At 66.2% G+C, this 14,075-nt stretch carries 14 protein-coding genes and 1 tRNA gene; 3 read left to right on the forward strand and 12 right to left on the reverse strand.

Annotation, left to right across the window (positions count from 1 at the left end; translation table 11 throughout):
- The first annotated feature begins 2 nt into the window (after positions 1–2).
- Positions 3–419, forward strand: a complete 417-nt coding sequence (locus tag K4043_RS05235) for a hypothetical protein (RefSeq protein WP_265308434.1) — start codon at positions 3–5, stop codon at positions 417–419.
- Positions 420–527: 108 nt separating this feature from the next.
- Positions 528–1,298 carry a transporter gene (locus K4043_RS05240; protein WP_265308435.1) on the forward strand — a complete coding sequence of 257 codons (771 nt, stop codon included), beginning with the start codon at positions 528–530 and terminating at the stop codon, positions 1,296–1,298.
- Positions 1,299–1,391: 93 nt separating this feature from the next.
- On the opposite strand, the gene K4043_RS05245 is transcribed toward K4043_RS05240, so the two are convergent.
- The 7 genes from K4043_RS05245 to panB form a co-directional block, all read right to left on the reverse strand.
- Complete coding sequence (locus K4043_RS05245) at positions 1,392–1,565, reverse strand: DUF1328 family protein (RefSeq protein ID WP_019182774.1); 174 nt, start codon at positions 1,563–1,565, stop codon at positions 1,392–1,394.
- Positions 1,566–1,661: 96 nt separating this feature from the next.
- A complete protein-coding gene (locus tag K4043_RS05250; RefSeq protein WP_265308436.1) occupies positions 1,662–2,117 on the reverse strand; it encodes a GNAT family N-acetyltransferase in 456 nt (151 codons plus the stop codon).
- Positions 2,118–2,207: 90 nt separating this feature from the next.
- The gene (locus K4043_RS05255) at positions 2,208–3,590 is read right to left on the reverse strand and encodes a hypothetical protein (protein ID WP_265308437.1); all 1,383 of its coding nucleotides are present in this window, start codon (positions 3,588–3,590) and stop codon (positions 2,208–2,210) included.
- A gap of 73 nt (positions 3,591–3,663) precedes the next feature.
- Positions 3,664–6,714: a TonB-dependent receptor gene (locus tag K4043_RS05260; protein WP_265308439.1), complete on the reverse strand. Its 3,051-nt coding sequence runs from the start codon at positions 6,712–6,714 to the stop codon at positions 3,664–3,666.
- 160 nt (positions 6,715–6,874) lie between these two features.
- The gene (locus K4043_RS05265) at positions 6,875–7,921 is read right to left on the reverse strand and encodes a FecR domain-containing protein (protein ID WP_265308440.1); all 1,047 of its coding nucleotides are present in this window, start codon (positions 7,919–7,921) and stop codon (positions 6,875–6,877) included.
- Between the two features lie 5 nt (positions 7,922–7,926).
- Positions 7,927–8,451: a sigma-70 family RNA polymerase sigma factor gene (locus tag K4043_RS05270; RefSeq protein ID WP_265308441.1), complete on the reverse strand. Its 525-nt coding sequence runs from the start codon at positions 8,449–8,451 to the stop codon at positions 7,927–7,929.
- 125 nt (positions 8,452–8,576) lie between these two features.
- Positions 8,577–9,362, reverse strand: a complete 786-nt coding sequence (gene panB, locus K4043_RS05275; protein WP_265308443.1) for a 3-methyl-2-oxobutanoate hydroxymethyltransferase — start codon at positions 9,360–9,362, stop codon at positions 8,577–8,579.
- Between the two features lie 252 nt (positions 9,363–9,614).
- Here panB and K4043_RS05280 point away from each other — a divergent pair, with 252 nt between their 5' ends.
- The gene (locus K4043_RS05280) at positions 9,615–9,797 is read left to right on the forward strand and encodes a hypothetical protein (protein WP_265308444.1); all 183 of its coding nucleotides are present in this window, start codon (positions 9,615–9,617) and stop codon (positions 9,795–9,797) included.
- On the opposite strand, the gene K4043_RS05285 is transcribed toward K4043_RS05280, so the two are convergent.
- The 5 genes from K4043_RS05285 to K4043_RS05305 form a co-directional block, all read right to left on the reverse strand.
- A tRNA-Pro gene (locus K4043_RS05285) sits at positions 9,776–9,852 on the reverse strand. The genes K4043_RS05280 and K4043_RS05285 overlap by 22 nt on opposite strands.
- Positions 9,853–9,919: 67 nt before the next feature.
- The gene (locus K4043_RS05290; RefSeq protein ID WP_019182707.1) at positions 9,920–10,276 is read right to left on the reverse strand and encodes a MerR family transcriptional regulator; all 357 of its coding nucleotides are present in this window, start codon (positions 10,274–10,276) and stop codon (positions 9,920–9,922) included.
- The gene (locus K4043_RS05295) at positions 10,257–10,556 is read right to left on the reverse strand and encodes an integration host factor subunit alpha (protein WP_005410432.1); all 300 of its coding nucleotides are present in this window, start codon (positions 10,554–10,556) and stop codon (positions 10,257–10,259) included. Before K4043_RS05295 ends, K4043_RS05290 begins: the two co-directional genes overlap by 20 nt.
- A gap of 26 nt (positions 10,557–10,582) precedes the next feature.
- Positions 10,583–12,964: a phenylalanine--tRNA ligase subunit beta gene (gene pheT / locus K4043_RS05300; protein ID WP_265308445.1), complete on the reverse strand. Its 2,382-nt coding sequence runs from the start codon at positions 12,962–12,964 to the stop codon at positions 10,583–10,585.
- 93 nt (positions 12,965–13,057) lie between these two features.
- On the reverse strand, positions 13,058–14,053 hold the full coding sequence (locus K4043_RS05305) for a phenylalanine--tRNA ligase subunit alpha (RefSeq protein ID WP_265308446.1): 996 nt from the start codon (positions 14,051–14,053) through the stop codon (positions 13,058–13,060).
- Positions 14,054–14,075: the final 22 nt, after the last annotated feature.

The following is a 14,075-nucleotide window of genomic DNA, read 5'->3' on the forward strand; positions in this document are numbered from 1 at the left end:
GCATGAACAACGCAACCGATACCTGTCTGCTGCAAGCAGCCAACGATGACCTCGCCGCGCACGCGATCGTGGCCAATCTCCACCGCGCGATCCAGCATCGCATGGACCGCGACGGCCAGGCCCACGGCCGGTTCTCCCGGGCCTACATCGCCGAGATGTTCGAGGTCGCGCGGACCATCGGTTCCGACTGCCGTCCCTACCAGGTCGACGCGGAATGGATCGCCGCGCGACGTGCATGGCTGGATACCGTGCTGGATGACCATGCCGACGAGCGTCGCGATGCGCGGTTGACGGCCGCACGCCACGCGGCCGATGGTGTTGTCCTGGAGGCCTGCCGGCTGGGCTGTGATGCCATGCAGGACGCAGCGGGCGCGCGCATGCGCGATGCGCTGATCGCGATGACCTTGCCAGCACACTGAGCGGCGTCGAGACCTGCACGTGACCGCTTGAAACGGCGTGCTACATTCCGGCCAACGGGCAGGCTGACTGCTCTTTGATGCCGGTATCGACCGGCCCGGAGCATGCCCATGCGGTGTTCGGCCCTGCTGCTGTCCCTGCTGTTCTGTGGAGCTGTGCACGCCCAACAGGACGCGCCGCCGGACATAGCGTTCGACCGCCCCGGCATCGGTTTCGCCGCCTCGACACTGCCCCGCGGCGGCATCGCGCTGGAGGCGGGACTGCCCAGCTTCAGCCGCGACCGCGACGACGCCGGCGTGCTGAGCACGCAGTACAACGCCGACATCACGCTCCGGATCGGATTGGCTGAACATCTCGAACTGCAGGCCTTCACCTCGCCCTGGAACCACCTGCGGGTGGCACCGCGTGATACGCCAGCCGAGCGCAGCAGCGGTGCCGGCGATGTGGGCGTCGGGCTGAAGGTCGCCCTGCCCTTGTCATCGGAAAAGCACGCCGTCGCGCTGCTGGCCAGCACCACCTTCGCCACCGGCTCGCGCGACTTCAGCGTGGGCGCGACACAGTACGCACTGGGTGCGAGCTATGAGTACGATGTCGATGATCGCTGGACCGGCGCGCTGTACGCCAATGTGACCCGCGGTGGCAGCGAGGACAGCGTCACGTGGACGCCAAGCGTGAGCTTCGCTGCCACCGAAACCGTGAGCACCTATCTGGAGGTCGGTTTCACCGATACCCACGGCGAGCCCTCGACCCGGATTGCGGGTGCCGGCGTCACCTGGATGGTAAAGCCCCGCGTGCAGCTGGACGCGTCGTTCGACGTGGGATTGAACGATGACAGCCCGGACATCCAGGCTGGGCTGGGGGTATCGGTGTATTTCGAGTAAGCCTTGCGAGGCACCTGCGGCGTCGCCAACGAAAAGGCCTGCGCGAAACCGCGCAGGCCTTTGTCTGGAACCGCAGCGTCTTTATGCCGCGGGTCAGGTCACCTTCTTGGCGATGGTCATGCCCAGCACGAACAGCACCACAGCGATGATGATGCCCGCCCAGAACAGGAACTTGGCGATACCGATCGCGGCGCCACCGATGCCCGCGAAACCGAGGGCGCCGGCGATCAGGCCGATGACTGCAAAAATGATGGCCCACTTGATCATGATGATCCTTTCCCCGAATCGGGTTGAATGACAGGCCTCCACGGTAGCCAGCCGGCTGTCTCACCTTCGTGAACGCGCCGACTGAACGGCGTGAAGTCAGGCGCGCGACGCCACGCGCATTTCCATCGGCTGGTAGCGCAGCCCGGAGGACTCCGCGGCATCGCCTGTGCAGGCAAAGCCGTACCGCTCATACGCAGGCACCGACGAGAGCGACGCGCTGACGGTCAGGACCTCCACACGCGCCTGCTCGATCATGGCCGCCATGAGTGCCTTGCCGATGCCCTGCTGCTGGGCGGCCGGATTGACGAACAGCATGGCGACATGTCGCCCTTGCTTGAGCTCGGCGACACCGACGATGCGATCGTCCTGCACGTACCCCAGCATCACATTGTCCTGTGCCATGCGCGCACGCAACCCCTCCACCGAGGCGATGCGGGAAAACGTCTCGATGCCAAGGGGGGGCAGTGATTCCGCCACCGCCCCCATGAAGGCGGCCATGCACACACGGCTGGCCTGTTCGAGATCGGCTTCCAACAACGCTCGTACCGCCATCTGCATCTCCTTCCGCGTCCATGAGATAAGCGATCACTCTACCTCGATGATCTGCAGCCGCGCACGACTCACCACAGGATCAACGCCAACTCATCGCACGGCCTCGACAAAGACGGGATTGGAGTAGAACCACAGGTCCTGCCAGGGATCTTCGCCTGGCACATCGGGCAGCGGCGACACTTCAGGGGTGCTGCTGCCGCGTGCACGGACGAATCCGCCCTGTGCAGGCACCGGCAAGAACCAGGATACCGTTCGCCATGCGCCGTCCACCTGCCAGTCACTGGCGCGGAATACACGCGTCTGCATGACGGGGCCATTGCCGCTGCCGGGGATGCCCACTATCAGCTCGACGTGATCCAGCACCGGGTGCTGGCCAGCGTGATTGGCTGAAGCCGGCACACGCACCCGCAGTTCCACGCGCATGCGTGTACCCGTAGACAGCGACAGCGTGCCGCCCATCGTTGCACTGGATGCATCATCGTCGTTCGCCGTCACACGCAGCTCAAGTGCATCGATCAGATCGCCGGTCACCGCGAACATGCGCCCGTGGCGAAGGCCATCAAGAATGTCATCGGCATCCCGCCGCGCCCAGACATGGGTCTTGCTGTACTGGCCGGGATCGAAGTCACTGCCGCCATCGCGCTGGTTGGCGTGCGAATCGGAGCTGGCCGTGATCCAGAAGCGATGGCCTTCCGAGAGCAGCGTGTCCCAGATGCCGCCGACCGTTGCGGTCATCTGGTCAAAGCCGCCCATCGTGGGTGCGTCTGCATTGCGATACAGGCCGCGATGGACACGGGTGGCCTGATGGCCCGGCGCGCCTTCCATGCCAACCAGCACCTGCGGTGCGGTCACATGCCAGGCACGCAGCTCATCGGGCTCGACGTCGCCCCACCGGCCCATGGCGGTGGCAGTGCGCGCGGGGTGATTGATGAACATCAACGGCGGTGCCGGCAGCGACCGCATGTGGGCCAGTGCATCGAGCATGGTCTGCCCGTCATCGCGGCTTCCCTGCAGCGGCTCGCTGCGGCCGTAATCGCGTTCGATCGTGATCAGCTGGTCGCGCTCATCCGGGCCTGGGGCGATGATCAGCGAGGCGTGCTCGCCGGCCGGCACATCGAATTCCATGCCGTTGAACTGGATCAGTCCGGGCACCTCGCGCCGGGCATCCAGCAGCGCCGGCCACGCATGGTCCCGGGTGACCGCCGAATGCCCCGGCCCGCCATGATCGGTATGCACCATCCAGGTCAGTCCGTTGGCGAGCGCCTGCTGGGCATTATGGGTGCGGGTGTAGGACGAGTCGCCGCCACGGATCGGCGTGGGCGGCATGGTGCTGCGATCCCAATCCACGCTCCACTCGCTGTGGACATGGTGGTCGCCAGCCTGCCAGCTACGACCGGCATCGTCATCGGCAGCGTGCGAGACCGCCGGCCACGCCAGCATGGCCACAAGCGGCAGGAAGAAAACATGTCGCATTTGATGTTCCTCACAAACGGGCAGCCGCATCCGGGGCACGCGCACGTGCCTCCGGATGCACCGCGAGGGTGGCTCAGAAGTCCGCGCGCACGCCGAGGCTGATCCGGCGGCCGGAACGCTCGTACATCGTCGGGAACGCGGGATCCATCGTGTAGCCGGTGGTCGCCTGGTTGGTCAGGTTGATGCCCTTCAGGCTGAGCTTGATGCTGTCGGTCAGGCGGTAGCCGATCGACACGTCCACCTGGCCGTAGTCATCGCGCCAGATCGGGTACATGTTGTAGCCGATCGATTCGACGTACTCACCCTTGTGGTTGTACGACACGCGCGCGTCGAAGCGGTCGTTCTCGTAGTAGACGGTCATGTTGTATGACTTCTCGGAGAGCCCCGGCATCGGCGTACTCACGCCCAGATCGGATTCACCTGCCAGCGAGCTGTCCAGCATCGTGTAGTTGGCATTGATGCCGAAGCCTTCCAGCGAACGGTGCAGCATGCTCAGCGGCAGCTGCGCGATCAACTCGACGCCTTTCACCACGTAGGTGCCATCGGCATTGATCGGCTGGTACACGTCGAAATCATAGGTGCCGTTGAGCGAGCCGTTGGCGTTGTAGACCGCCACATCCGGCACCACGCCGGTCAGCGCATTGATCACCACGCCGTCGATCTTCTTGTGGAAGTACGAGGCCGCCAGCAGGCCACCGTTGTCCAGGTACTTCTCCAGCCCCAACTCCCATTGCTTGGCGTAGGTGGGCTGCAGGTCCGGGTTGCCATCGGTGAAGCGGAACGAACTCCAGCTGGCGGTGCGCTTGTAGGCGATGTCGGTCAATGCCGGGCGGATGAACGTCTTTGAGGCGGCCCCTCGCAGCACCAGGCCCTCGGCCAGTTCGGCAGTGGCATTCAGGCTCGGCAGCAGATCGTTGTAGCTGCCTTTGCGCGAGACGGGGGTGTCGGTATAGCCGGTGGTGCCGTCTGCCCGCTGGATCGGGTGGAAGCCGGAGGACTGTACCGAGGTGTCCACATAGCGCACGCCGGCGTTGATCGAGACCGGCACGCGGCCCACATCGAAGCCGATGTCGGTCATTGCGTACAGACTGGTCACGTTCTCGTCGACCCGGTAGTACTGGCCCGGATCAAACGGCGTTGCGAAGCCCGGATAGCGGAACGCACTGCGTGCGTAGTCGTTGGAGACCATCTTCCAGTCCAGGTCCTTCACCGAGTAGCCACCGCCCGGCACGATATCGCCGATCGACTGCAGCGGACTGTCGGCCAAGGTGCGTTTGTTCACCCAGCTGTTGTCACCCGCAGCCGGCCCGTAGATCTTGGCTTCGCCATACTCGCGCTGCTTGGACTTGTCGGTGTAGCGCGCGCCGAACTGCACGCTGCGCAGCGCCGGCAGGAAGGCCAGTTCCAGCGCCTTGGTCACATCCACCTGGGCGGCGTACTTGTCATCGCTGACCTTCTCCAGCGTCGTCTCATACGCTTCGAACAGGTACTTGTCCGAGGCGTTGTACATGTCGATGCTGGCCGGGTTGGCGCTGGCAATCGTCTCGCCACTCTTGCCGGTCCAGCGGGTCCGCGAGGGCGCGTAGGCCACATGCTTGAGGTTGCTGGCATCCAGCGTCTTGTCGGCGCCGGAGTAACCGACCATCGCATCCACGCCCCAGGTGTCGCCCTGCCAATCCATCGCCACGCTGTACTGGCTGAAATCGGTCTTGTTGATCCGCTCCTTGCTCAGCATTTCGTGCTGGGTGGCGGTGTAGGAGACATCGCGCAGCACTACGATGCCGTACTGCGACAGCGTGCTGGCGTCGTAATCGTGGATGGTCTCCAGCGTGCTGCGGCTGGACGCCGAATATGCCGCCGCGTCGTACTCGTCTTCGGTGGTGTCGTAGCCGCCGCGCATCGCATCGAAAGTCAGGCTGAAGCGGCTGCTCGGCTTGTACTGCAGCGAGGCGGTGGCACCCCACTTGTCCTGGTCGTTGACGAAAACGCGGTCGCCCACTTTGTCCTGGAACACGATCAGGTTGCTTTCATCGGTGTTGTTGCGGTTCTTGACCACCACGCCCGCATCGCGCGCCAGCACGGCCGCAGCCTGCGTGCCGCGCGTGCCCGAGGCACCGAGGAAGCGCGACATGGGGCGGAAGTTGATGCCCGAGGTCGCGTCCGTGCGGTTGCTGCGCTTGGCCGTGGCGAAGGACACCAGGCCGCCCCAGTCGCCCCAGGTGTCACTGGCCAGGAAAGAGAATTTCGGGTCCACCTCTTCGGAGATCGAGTTGTGTGCCCCTTCCACCGACGCCACCAGCTTGCGGCCGGTGTAGTCGAACGGGCGCGCGGTGGAGATCTGCACCGAGCCGGCGATGCCGCCCTCCTCATCCGCGGCGGTCGGCGACTTCAGCACCGTCACCTGCTGGATGATCTCCGAGGCGAAGATGTCGAACTCGATATCGCGACCACCGCTGCCCGATGCCGTGGCCAGGTTGTTGATCGAGACATGCGTGTACTCCGACGGCAGACCACGCACATTGACGCGGCTGCCCAGACCTTTGTCACGTTCGATGGTCACGCCCGGCATGCGCTGCAGGGCTTCGGCCAGGTTCTGCTCGGGAAAGTCGGCCACGTCGGTGGCCACGATCGAGTCGGAGAAACCGACGGTGGCGCGCTTGATGTCCACCGCCTGCTCCAGGCTGCGGCTGTAGCTGCCCACCACGTCGATACGCTCCAGCTGCTGCAGGCCGGCATCGCCGGCGCCCGCGGGGGCCGCTTCAAATGCCACGGCGGATGTGGCGACCGGCACGGCGGACGTGCCCGAGGGTGCGGCATCGCTGCGCGCTTCGATGGTGACCGTGGTGTCGTTGAGATAGCGATAGCGCAGGCCGGTGCCGTCCAGCAGCTGCTCCAGTGCCTGCTGCGGGGCGAGCCCGGCCGGCATCGCGCGGGTGCGCGGGTTGCCGGCCTGCTGCGCGTTGTAGACGAACTGCAGGCCGGTCTGGCGTGACAGATCGTTGAGTGCACGGTCCAGCGGCTGGGCGGGAATCGCCTCGCTGGCCACGCGGGTCTCCTGCGCGGTGGCAGTGACGGCGGCGCTCTGCAGGGCAAGAGCGATCGAAAGGAAAAGAATGCGGCGCATCGTAGAAGTCCAGTGGGGTGGTATGAGCGTCGCGAGACGGAATCGTTCGCGCTTGCCTGGACTACGAGGGCGCAGGGCGAGGATCGGGCACCGGTATTTCGATGAATTTTTTTTGACAGCCGCTCGATGTGCGCCGCGCGATGACGCGTGGATGGCTTGTTTACGGCTGTTCCGCGCTGGTTTCCGCCGCCGATCGGCTGCTCACGTGGATCTGCTTGTCGACCACGCGTGTGCGCAGCGATGGCTGCTCATCGAGGAAGGTGCGAAGCGATGCAAGATCGTCGCCACGCAGGTTGCCGGTCAGTCGCAGTGCCCCGGCGACATCGTCATCCACCTTAAGGCGCACGCGGTTGAGCCGGTTGAACTGCTCGGCCACCTCGCGCAGCGGTTCGTCCTGGAACACGACGCGTCGTCGCCACCACGCGGTCATCGTGTCGGTGTGCTGCTGGCGGAGGCTGACGGTCTGATCGCGGTAGTCGATGTGGGCACTCTGGCCTGCGCGAAGATCGGCGAGCAGCCGGCCCTGGCCCGAGTCGCCGCGGATCTGCACGCTGCCCTCGGCCACCTCGATCCGCGCCTGCTCGCGCCGCAGCGACACGTCGAACGTCGTGCCGATATCGCGCACCTCCAGACCGGCCGCATGCACGGCAAAGGGACGGCGTTCCTCGGCCACCACAAAGCTCGCCTGCCCGCGCGACAGCTCCACGCGGCGGCTCAACAAGGTGAAGCGGATCGACAGTTCACTTTCCGCGTTCAGATGCACCACGGTGTGATCGGGCAGCGCGAAGCTGCGCGGCGCGCCGTGCGCCGCCACGTAGTGACGTGTCTGTGGCCAGGCCAGGTGGCCGACAACCCCTATACCCAGCAGCAACGCGGCAGCGGCGGCGATACCCGGCAGGTGGCGGCGTGATGCGCGCGATGCCACGGGCGGCGGAGGTCGCCGCCGCACCGGCAGCGCCACCACGTTGTCGTCGGCTGCCGGTGGCCCCGCAGCGATCAGCGCATCCAGATCCACTGCCATGCCGCGCAGCGCATCGCTGAGCTCGCTAGCAACCCGGCTGACCGTGATGTACTCGCGCAGATGCGCCGGTGAGGTCACCAGCCACTTCATGAACTGGCGTTGCTGCTCGGGAGTCACCCCGCCCTGGCGCTGCAGCGCATGCCAGTGCGCGGCCTCGTTGGCGAGGGACGGGCGTGGGGCGGGCATCTCGCTCACCACGCCTCCGCATGACCGGCCAGCGCACGGCGACACACGGACAGCCCGCGCACCACATGCTTCTTGACCATGTGCGAGGACACGCCGAGCCGCTCGGCGATCTCCTTATAGCTGAGCCCATCGCGATACTGCATCACCAGCACAGCGCGGGTGTGCTCGGGCAAGGTGCCCAGCAGCGTCTGCAGGTGCGTGCGGCGTTGTTCACGCTCGGCCGCGTCCTCCACGGTTTCCTCGCCGGTCAACAGCGTGGTGAGGTTCTCAAGATCATCGATGGGCAGCATCGACCAGCGCCGGCGCGCGGCCTGTTCACGTGCGAGATTCTGCGCGACGGTGAACAGGTATGCCTCCGGATTGGCGATCGCCTCGCCTTGATCCTCATGTGCGCGCAGCAGGCGCAGATAGGTCTCCTGCACCATGTCTTCGGCATCCTGACGCGCACCGCGGCGGGTGAAGAATCCCCTCAACACCGGCCCCTGTTCTTGAAACATGCGCGCCAAACGCCGTTTTGCGTGTCCGGCCACGATCCCACCTCACCCCCAGGTGCGGCGAAGGTACGTGGCCCGCATGACGATGCGATGACGCAGGCGACACGGTACCGCCGCGCGGCGATACCGTGGACACGCGCCTCAGGCGGTACGTGCGTCGATCAGAACGTGTGTTCCGGGCCGGGGAACGTGCCTGCCCCCACCTCTTCCGCGAACTCACGCGCGGCCTTCTGCAGCAAGCCGTGCATGTCCGCGTACTGCTTCACGAAGCGCGGCAGCTTGCCGGTGCGCAGCCCCGCCATGTCCTGCCAGACCAGCACCTGTGCATCGCAGTCGCTGCCGGCCCCGATGCCCACCGTCGGAATCTTCAGCGCGGCGGTGATCTGTGCGGCAACCGCGCCCGGCACCATCTCCATCAGCACCGCGAAGGCACCAGCGGCCTCCAGCGCGCGCGCTTCCTCGATCAGCCGTGCGCCATCCTCGCCCCGCCCCTGCACGCGGAAGCCACCGAGCTGGTGCTCCGATTGCGGGGTGAAGCCGATGTGCGCCATCACCGGGATGCCGCAGCTGACCAGCTTTCGCACCTGCGGCACCATCTCGATGCCGCCCTCCAGCTTGACCGCGTGGGCCCCGCCTTCCTTCATGAAACGCACCGCCGTGTGGAAGCACTGCTCCGGCGAGGCCTGATAGGAACCGAACGGCAGATCGGCGATCACCAGCGGCCGCCGCGTGCAGCGGCTCACCGCGCGTACCAGCGGCATCAATTCATCGACTGTGACCGGCAGCAGCGAGTCGTTGCCGAAGACGTTGTTGGAGGCCGAATCGCCGATCAGCAGCACCGGAATGCCAGCATCTTCGAAGATCGCCGCGGTGTACATGTCGTAGGCGGTGAGCATGGCCCACTTCTCGCCGCGCTCTTTCATCTGCTGCAGATGCGGGATGCGCACGCGCGGTGCCGGGACCGGGGCGCTGCCCGGGGACGCTTAGGGATGGAGCTGTTCGGTCATGCGAAGCATCCTGGTGGAGAACAACGTGGGATCAGAGTGTGCCGGCTCCGCGCCGCTACAAGAAGGTGATCACGATCGTCGCACCGTCGGACAACCACCCGACGGGTGGGCCGCGCGCGGTCAATGAGGGAATGGCCTTAGACCTTCTGACCGCTGCCTGCATCCAACGTTGAATGACCTGTCGGAAGAGATGTGCGACCGCCGTACTACGCGCTGGCGGCACCCGCGCAACCGGACAAAGCAAAAGCGATCGCCACGTTGATCCAGCGGCGGTATTACGGGCAACCGACGGCAGCCCAAAAGAAAAAAGGCCTGCGCATCGCTGCACAAGCCTTTGATCGAATCACCAACATTGGTCGGGACGGCCGGATTTGAACCGACGACCCTCTGCCCCCCAGGCAGATGCGCTACCAGGCTGCGCTACGCCCCGATGATGCTGGCAATGTCCCCGCCTCTCAGCGGGCCGACGAGTATAACGGGTTTGCGTGAAAAATGGTTCAGCGGCGCAGCAATTGCAGCACTTCTTCCAGTTCCATCCGCGTCTGCTTGATGATCTGGTTGCTCAGCGCCGATTCCTCGCGCGCATCGGCACCTTCCAGGCGCAGGCGAGCGCCGCCGATGGTGTAGCCCTGCTCATAGAGCAGGCCGCGGATCTGGCGCACCATCAGCACATCGTGGCGCTGGTAGTAGCGGCGGTTGCCGCGGCGCTTGGCCGGCTCGAGACTGGGGAACTCGGTTTCCCAGTAACGCAGCACGTGCGGCTTGACGTCGCACAGTTCGCTGACCTCACCGATGGTGAAGTAGCGCTTGGCCGGTATCGGCGGAAGTTCTCGGTTACTGCCCGGATCCAGCATATGCCTCTACCCTTTCCTTGAGCTTCTGGCCCGGACGGAAGGTGACCACCGTACGGGCGGAAATCGGAATTTCCTCACCGGTCTTGGGGTTGCGACCCGGGCGCTGGTTCTTGCGCCGCAGGTCGAAATTCCCGAAGCCGGACAGCTTCACCTGACGTCCCTGTTCCAATGCTTCACGCAGCACATCGAAGAACGCGTCGACAAATTCCTTGGCTTCGCGCTTGTTCAGACCGACTTCGTCGAACAGCTTCTCGGCCATCTCCGCCTTGGTCAATGCCATTGCCTGCTATCCCCCATGCTTCCCGCTCAACCGCGGATCCGGGCGTGATGTTCACGCTCCATGGCAGAGACCGCCTCGGCCACCACCGCATCCACGTCGCGGTCCGTCAGAGTGCGCGACTTGTCCTGCAAAATCAAGCCCATAGCGAGACTCTTGAACCCCGGCTCGACCCCCTGGCCGACGTAACGGTCGAACAGGGTGACCTCGCGCAGGAGCGGCCCGACGGCGCGGCGCAGGGTGGCTTCCAGGTCGGCCCAGGCCGCGGCCTCGGGCACCAGGAAGGCCAGATCGCGGCGCATCGAGGGGAAGCGCGACAGCTCGGTCGCGCGCGGCAGCGCGCGGGCGGCCAACGGCGCCAGGTCCAGCTCGAAGGCGAACACGTCCACGTCGATATCCATGGCCTTGGCCAGGCGCGGGTGGATCTGCCCGATCCAGCCCAGGCTGACGCCGTCACGGGAGACCTCGGCCGACCGTGCGGGGTGGCCATACGGACGCTGCGACGGCGTGAACACCAGCGCGGCGCCACTGGCCGCGGCCAGCGATTCCAGGTCGCCCTTGAGGTCGTGGAAATCGACCTTGCGGGTCGGCAGACCCCACTGCTGGGTGTCGGCATCGCCACAGATCGCGGCGGCCACGCGCTGGGTTTCCAGCGGCGCGGGCTGGCCTTCGCCGGCCTGCTGATGGAATACGCGGCCCAGTTCGAACAGGCGCACGCGGCCCAGCTGGCGCGCGGCATTGCGGCCGAGGGTCGCGACCAGGCCCGGCAGCAGCGACGGGCGCATCACCGCCAGTTCGGCCGACAGCGGATTGGCCAGCACGACCAGACCCTCGTCCAGCTGCCACTGCGCGAGCAGCGCGGCATCGACGAAGGCGTAGTTGATGGTTTCCTGCAGGTCACGGGCGACCAGCTGGCGACGGACGCTCAGGTCGTCCAGGCGGGTCTCGGTCGGCATCGCCACGCGCGAGGCACCGCCCGGGAGCGTGGTCGGAATCTGCTCGTAGCCGTGGATACGGGCCAGCTCTTCGATCAAGTCTTCTTCGATGGCGATGTCGAAGCGGCGGCTGGGCGCGGTGACCTGCCAACCATCGGCGGTCGCGACCACCTCCATGCCCAGCGCGCGCAGGATGCGCTCCACATCGGCTTCGGCGATCTGGATGCCTAGCACGCGCGCGATACGGGCGCGGCGCAGGCTGATGGTGGCGGTCGCGGGAAGGTCAGCCTCACGCACGGCCTCGGTGACCGGCGCGGGGGTGCCGCCGGCCAGGTCCAGAATCAAGCGGGTGGCGTACTCGATCGCCGCGCGCGGCAGCGCCGGGTCGACGCCGCGTTCGAAGCGGTGGCCGGCATCGGTGTGCAGGCCCAGCTTGCGGCCACGGCCCATGATCGCGGCGGGCGCGAAGTGCGCGGCCTCCAGGAATACGTTCGTGGTGTCGTCGGTGACGCGCGTATCGAAGCCGCCCATCAGGCCGGCCAGCGCAATCGGGCGGTCCGCATCGGTGACGAGCAGGAAGCTGTCGTCCAGCGCGGCATCGCGACCGTCGAGCAGTTTCAGGGTTTCACCGGCGCGCGAACGGCGCACGCCGATGCTGCCCTGCAGGGTGCCCAGATCGAAAGCATGCATCGGCTGGCCGAGTTCCAGCATCACGTACTGGGTGACGTCCACCAGCAGCGAGACCGGGCGCACGCCACTGCGACGCAGGCGCTCGGCCATCCACAACGGGGTGGCGGCGCGGGCGTTGACGCCCTCGATCACGCGGCCGACGTAACGCGGGGCTTCGGCACCGGCGTCCAGCTGGACCGTCAGCTCGCGCGTGCCCACGGCGGCGACCGGCGCGGCATCGAACGGCACCACTTCACTGGCGCATGCGGCGGCCACGTCGAAGGCGATGCCGCGGATGCTGAAGCAGTCGGCGCGGTTGGGGGTCAGCTTGATCTCGATACTGGCGTCGGGCAGGCCGAGGTACTCCACCAGGGTCTGGCCGACCGGCGCATCGTCCGGCAGTTCGAACAGGCCGGAGGCATCGGTGTCCAGGCCCAGTTCCTTGGCCGAACACAGCATGCCGTTGGAGTCCACGCCACGCAGCTTGGCCGGCTTGATCTTCAGATCGCCGATCTGCGCGCCGACCATCGCCAGCGGCGCGACCAGACCCGGGCGCGCGTTCGGCGCGCCACAGACGATCTGCAGGTGCTCGCCCTGCCCCGCATCGACCTGGCAGATCTGCAGGCGGTCGGCTTCGGGATGGCGTTCGGCGGAAATGATCTTCGCCACGACCACATGCTGCAGGCCATCGCCCAGCGCATCGACCTCTTCCACTTCCAGACCGATCGCGGTCAGCACCGCGCTGAGTTCATCGCGCGAGACGGTGGTCGGGACGTGGCTGCGCAGCCAGTTTTCAGAGAATTTCATGGTGTCACCCTGGTGGACCCGGCGCAGGCGCCTGGGCCGTGATGGTCTTGAATCCTGTCCAGCCGGGCATGGCCCGGCGCTACGCTGACGCGCTTACGCGAACTGCTTCAGGAACCGCACGTCGTTTTCGAAGAATGCGCGCAGGTCGTTGACGCCGTAACGCAGCATCGCGAAGCGCTCCACGCCCAAACCGAAGGCGAAGCCGGTGTAGCGCTCCGGATCAATGCCGACGCTGCGCAGCACGTTCGGGTGGACCATGCCGCAGCCGAGCACTTCCAGCCAGCGGGTGCTGCCGTCGGGCTGCTGCCAGGCGATGTCCACTTCCGCGCCGGGTTCCACGAAGGGGAAGTAGCTGGGACGGAAACGCATCTCGAAATCGCGCTCGAAGAACGCGCGCACGAACTCGGACAGCGTGCCCTTGAGATCGGCGAACGTGGAGTGTTCGTCGACCAGCAGGCCTTCGACCTGGTGGAACATCGGCGAATGGGTCTGGTCGCTGTCGCTGCGGTACACCTTGCCGGCCGCGATCATGCGCAGCGGCGGTGCGTGCTCGCCCATGTAGCGCACCTGCACACCGGAGGTATGCGTGCGCAGCAGGCGGCCATCGCCGAAATAGAAGGTGTCGTGCATCGCGCGCGCCGGGTGGTGCGGCGGGAAGTTCAGCGCTTCGAAGTTGTGCCAGTCGTCTTCGATTTCCGGGCCTTCGGAGAGCTCGTAACCGAGGCGGCCGAAGATCTCGGTGATGCGCTCCAGGGTACGGGTCACCGGGTGCAGGCCACCGCGCTCTTCGCGACGGCCCGGCAGGGTGATGTCGATCGCTTCGGCGGCCAGGCGCGCGTCCAGCGCAGCGTCTTCCAGCACGGCCTTGCGATCACCCAGCGCGCTGCTCAGCGCGTCACGGGCACGGTTGATGGCTTCGCCGGCGGCTTTGCGCTCATCGGCTGGCAAGCCACCGAGCTGCTTGAGCTGGGCGGTGATGCTGCCGTTCTTGCCCAGCAGGGCCACGCGCAGGGCTTCCAGCGCATCGGGGCTCTGGGCAGCGGCCACGTCGGCCAGTGCCTGCGTGGTCAGGGATTGGATGTCACTCATGGATAGCCGGAGCCTCGCGTCG

The organism is Stenotrophomonas sp. SRS1 (assembly GCF_026130205.1).
Taxonomy (GTDB): domain Bacteria; phylum Pseudomonadota; class Gammaproteobacteria; order Xanthomonadales; family Xanthomonadaceae; genus Stenotrophomonas; species Stenotrophomonas rhizophila_B.

Bases quoted from the DNA above. Each gene is read 5' to 3' on its own strand.
- K4043_RS05235 (WP_265308434.1), top strand. From the start codon at position 3: ATGAACAACGCAACCGATACCTGTCTGCTGCAAGCAGCCAACGATGAC.
- K4043_RS05240 (WP_265308435.1), top strand. From the start codon at position 528: ATGCGGTGTTCGGCCCTGCTGCTGTCCCTGCTGTTCTGTGGAGCTGTG.
- K4043_RS05245 (WP_019182774.1), bottom strand. From the start codon at position 1,565: ATGATCAAGTGGGCCATCATTTTTGCAGTCATCGGCCTGATCGCCGGC.
- K4043_RS05250 (WP_265308436.1), bottom strand. From the start codon at position 2,117: ATGGCGGTACGAGCGTTGTTGGAAGCCGATCTCGAACAGGCCAGCCGT.
- K4043_RS05255 (WP_265308437.1), bottom strand. From the start codon at position 3,590: ATGCGACATGTTTTCTTCCTGCCGCTTGTGGCCATGCTGGCGTGGCCG.
- K4043_RS05260 (WP_265308439.1), bottom strand. From the start codon at position 6,714: ATGCGCCGCATTCTTTTCCTTTCGATCGCTCTTGCCCTGCAGAGCGCC.
- K4043_RS05265 (WP_265308440.1), bottom strand. From the start codon at position 7,921: ATGCCCGCCCCACGCCCGTCCCTCGCCAACGAGGCCGCGCACTGGCAT.
- K4043_RS05290 (WP_019182707.1), bottom strand. From the start codon at position 10,276: ATGCTGGATCCGGGCAGTAACCGAGAACTTCCGCCGATACCGGCCAAG.
- K4043_RS05295 (WP_005410432.1), bottom strand. From the start codon at position 10,556: ATGGCATTGACCAAGGCGGAGATGGCCGAGAAGCTGTTCGACGAAGTC.
- pheT (WP_265308445.1), bottom strand. From the start codon at position 12,964: ATGAAATTCTCTGAAAACTGGCTGCGCAGCCACGTCCCGACCACCGTC.
- K4043_RS05305 (WP_265308446.1), bottom strand. From the start codon at position 14,053: ATGAGTGACATCCAATCCCTGACCACGCAGGCACTGGCCGACGTGGCC.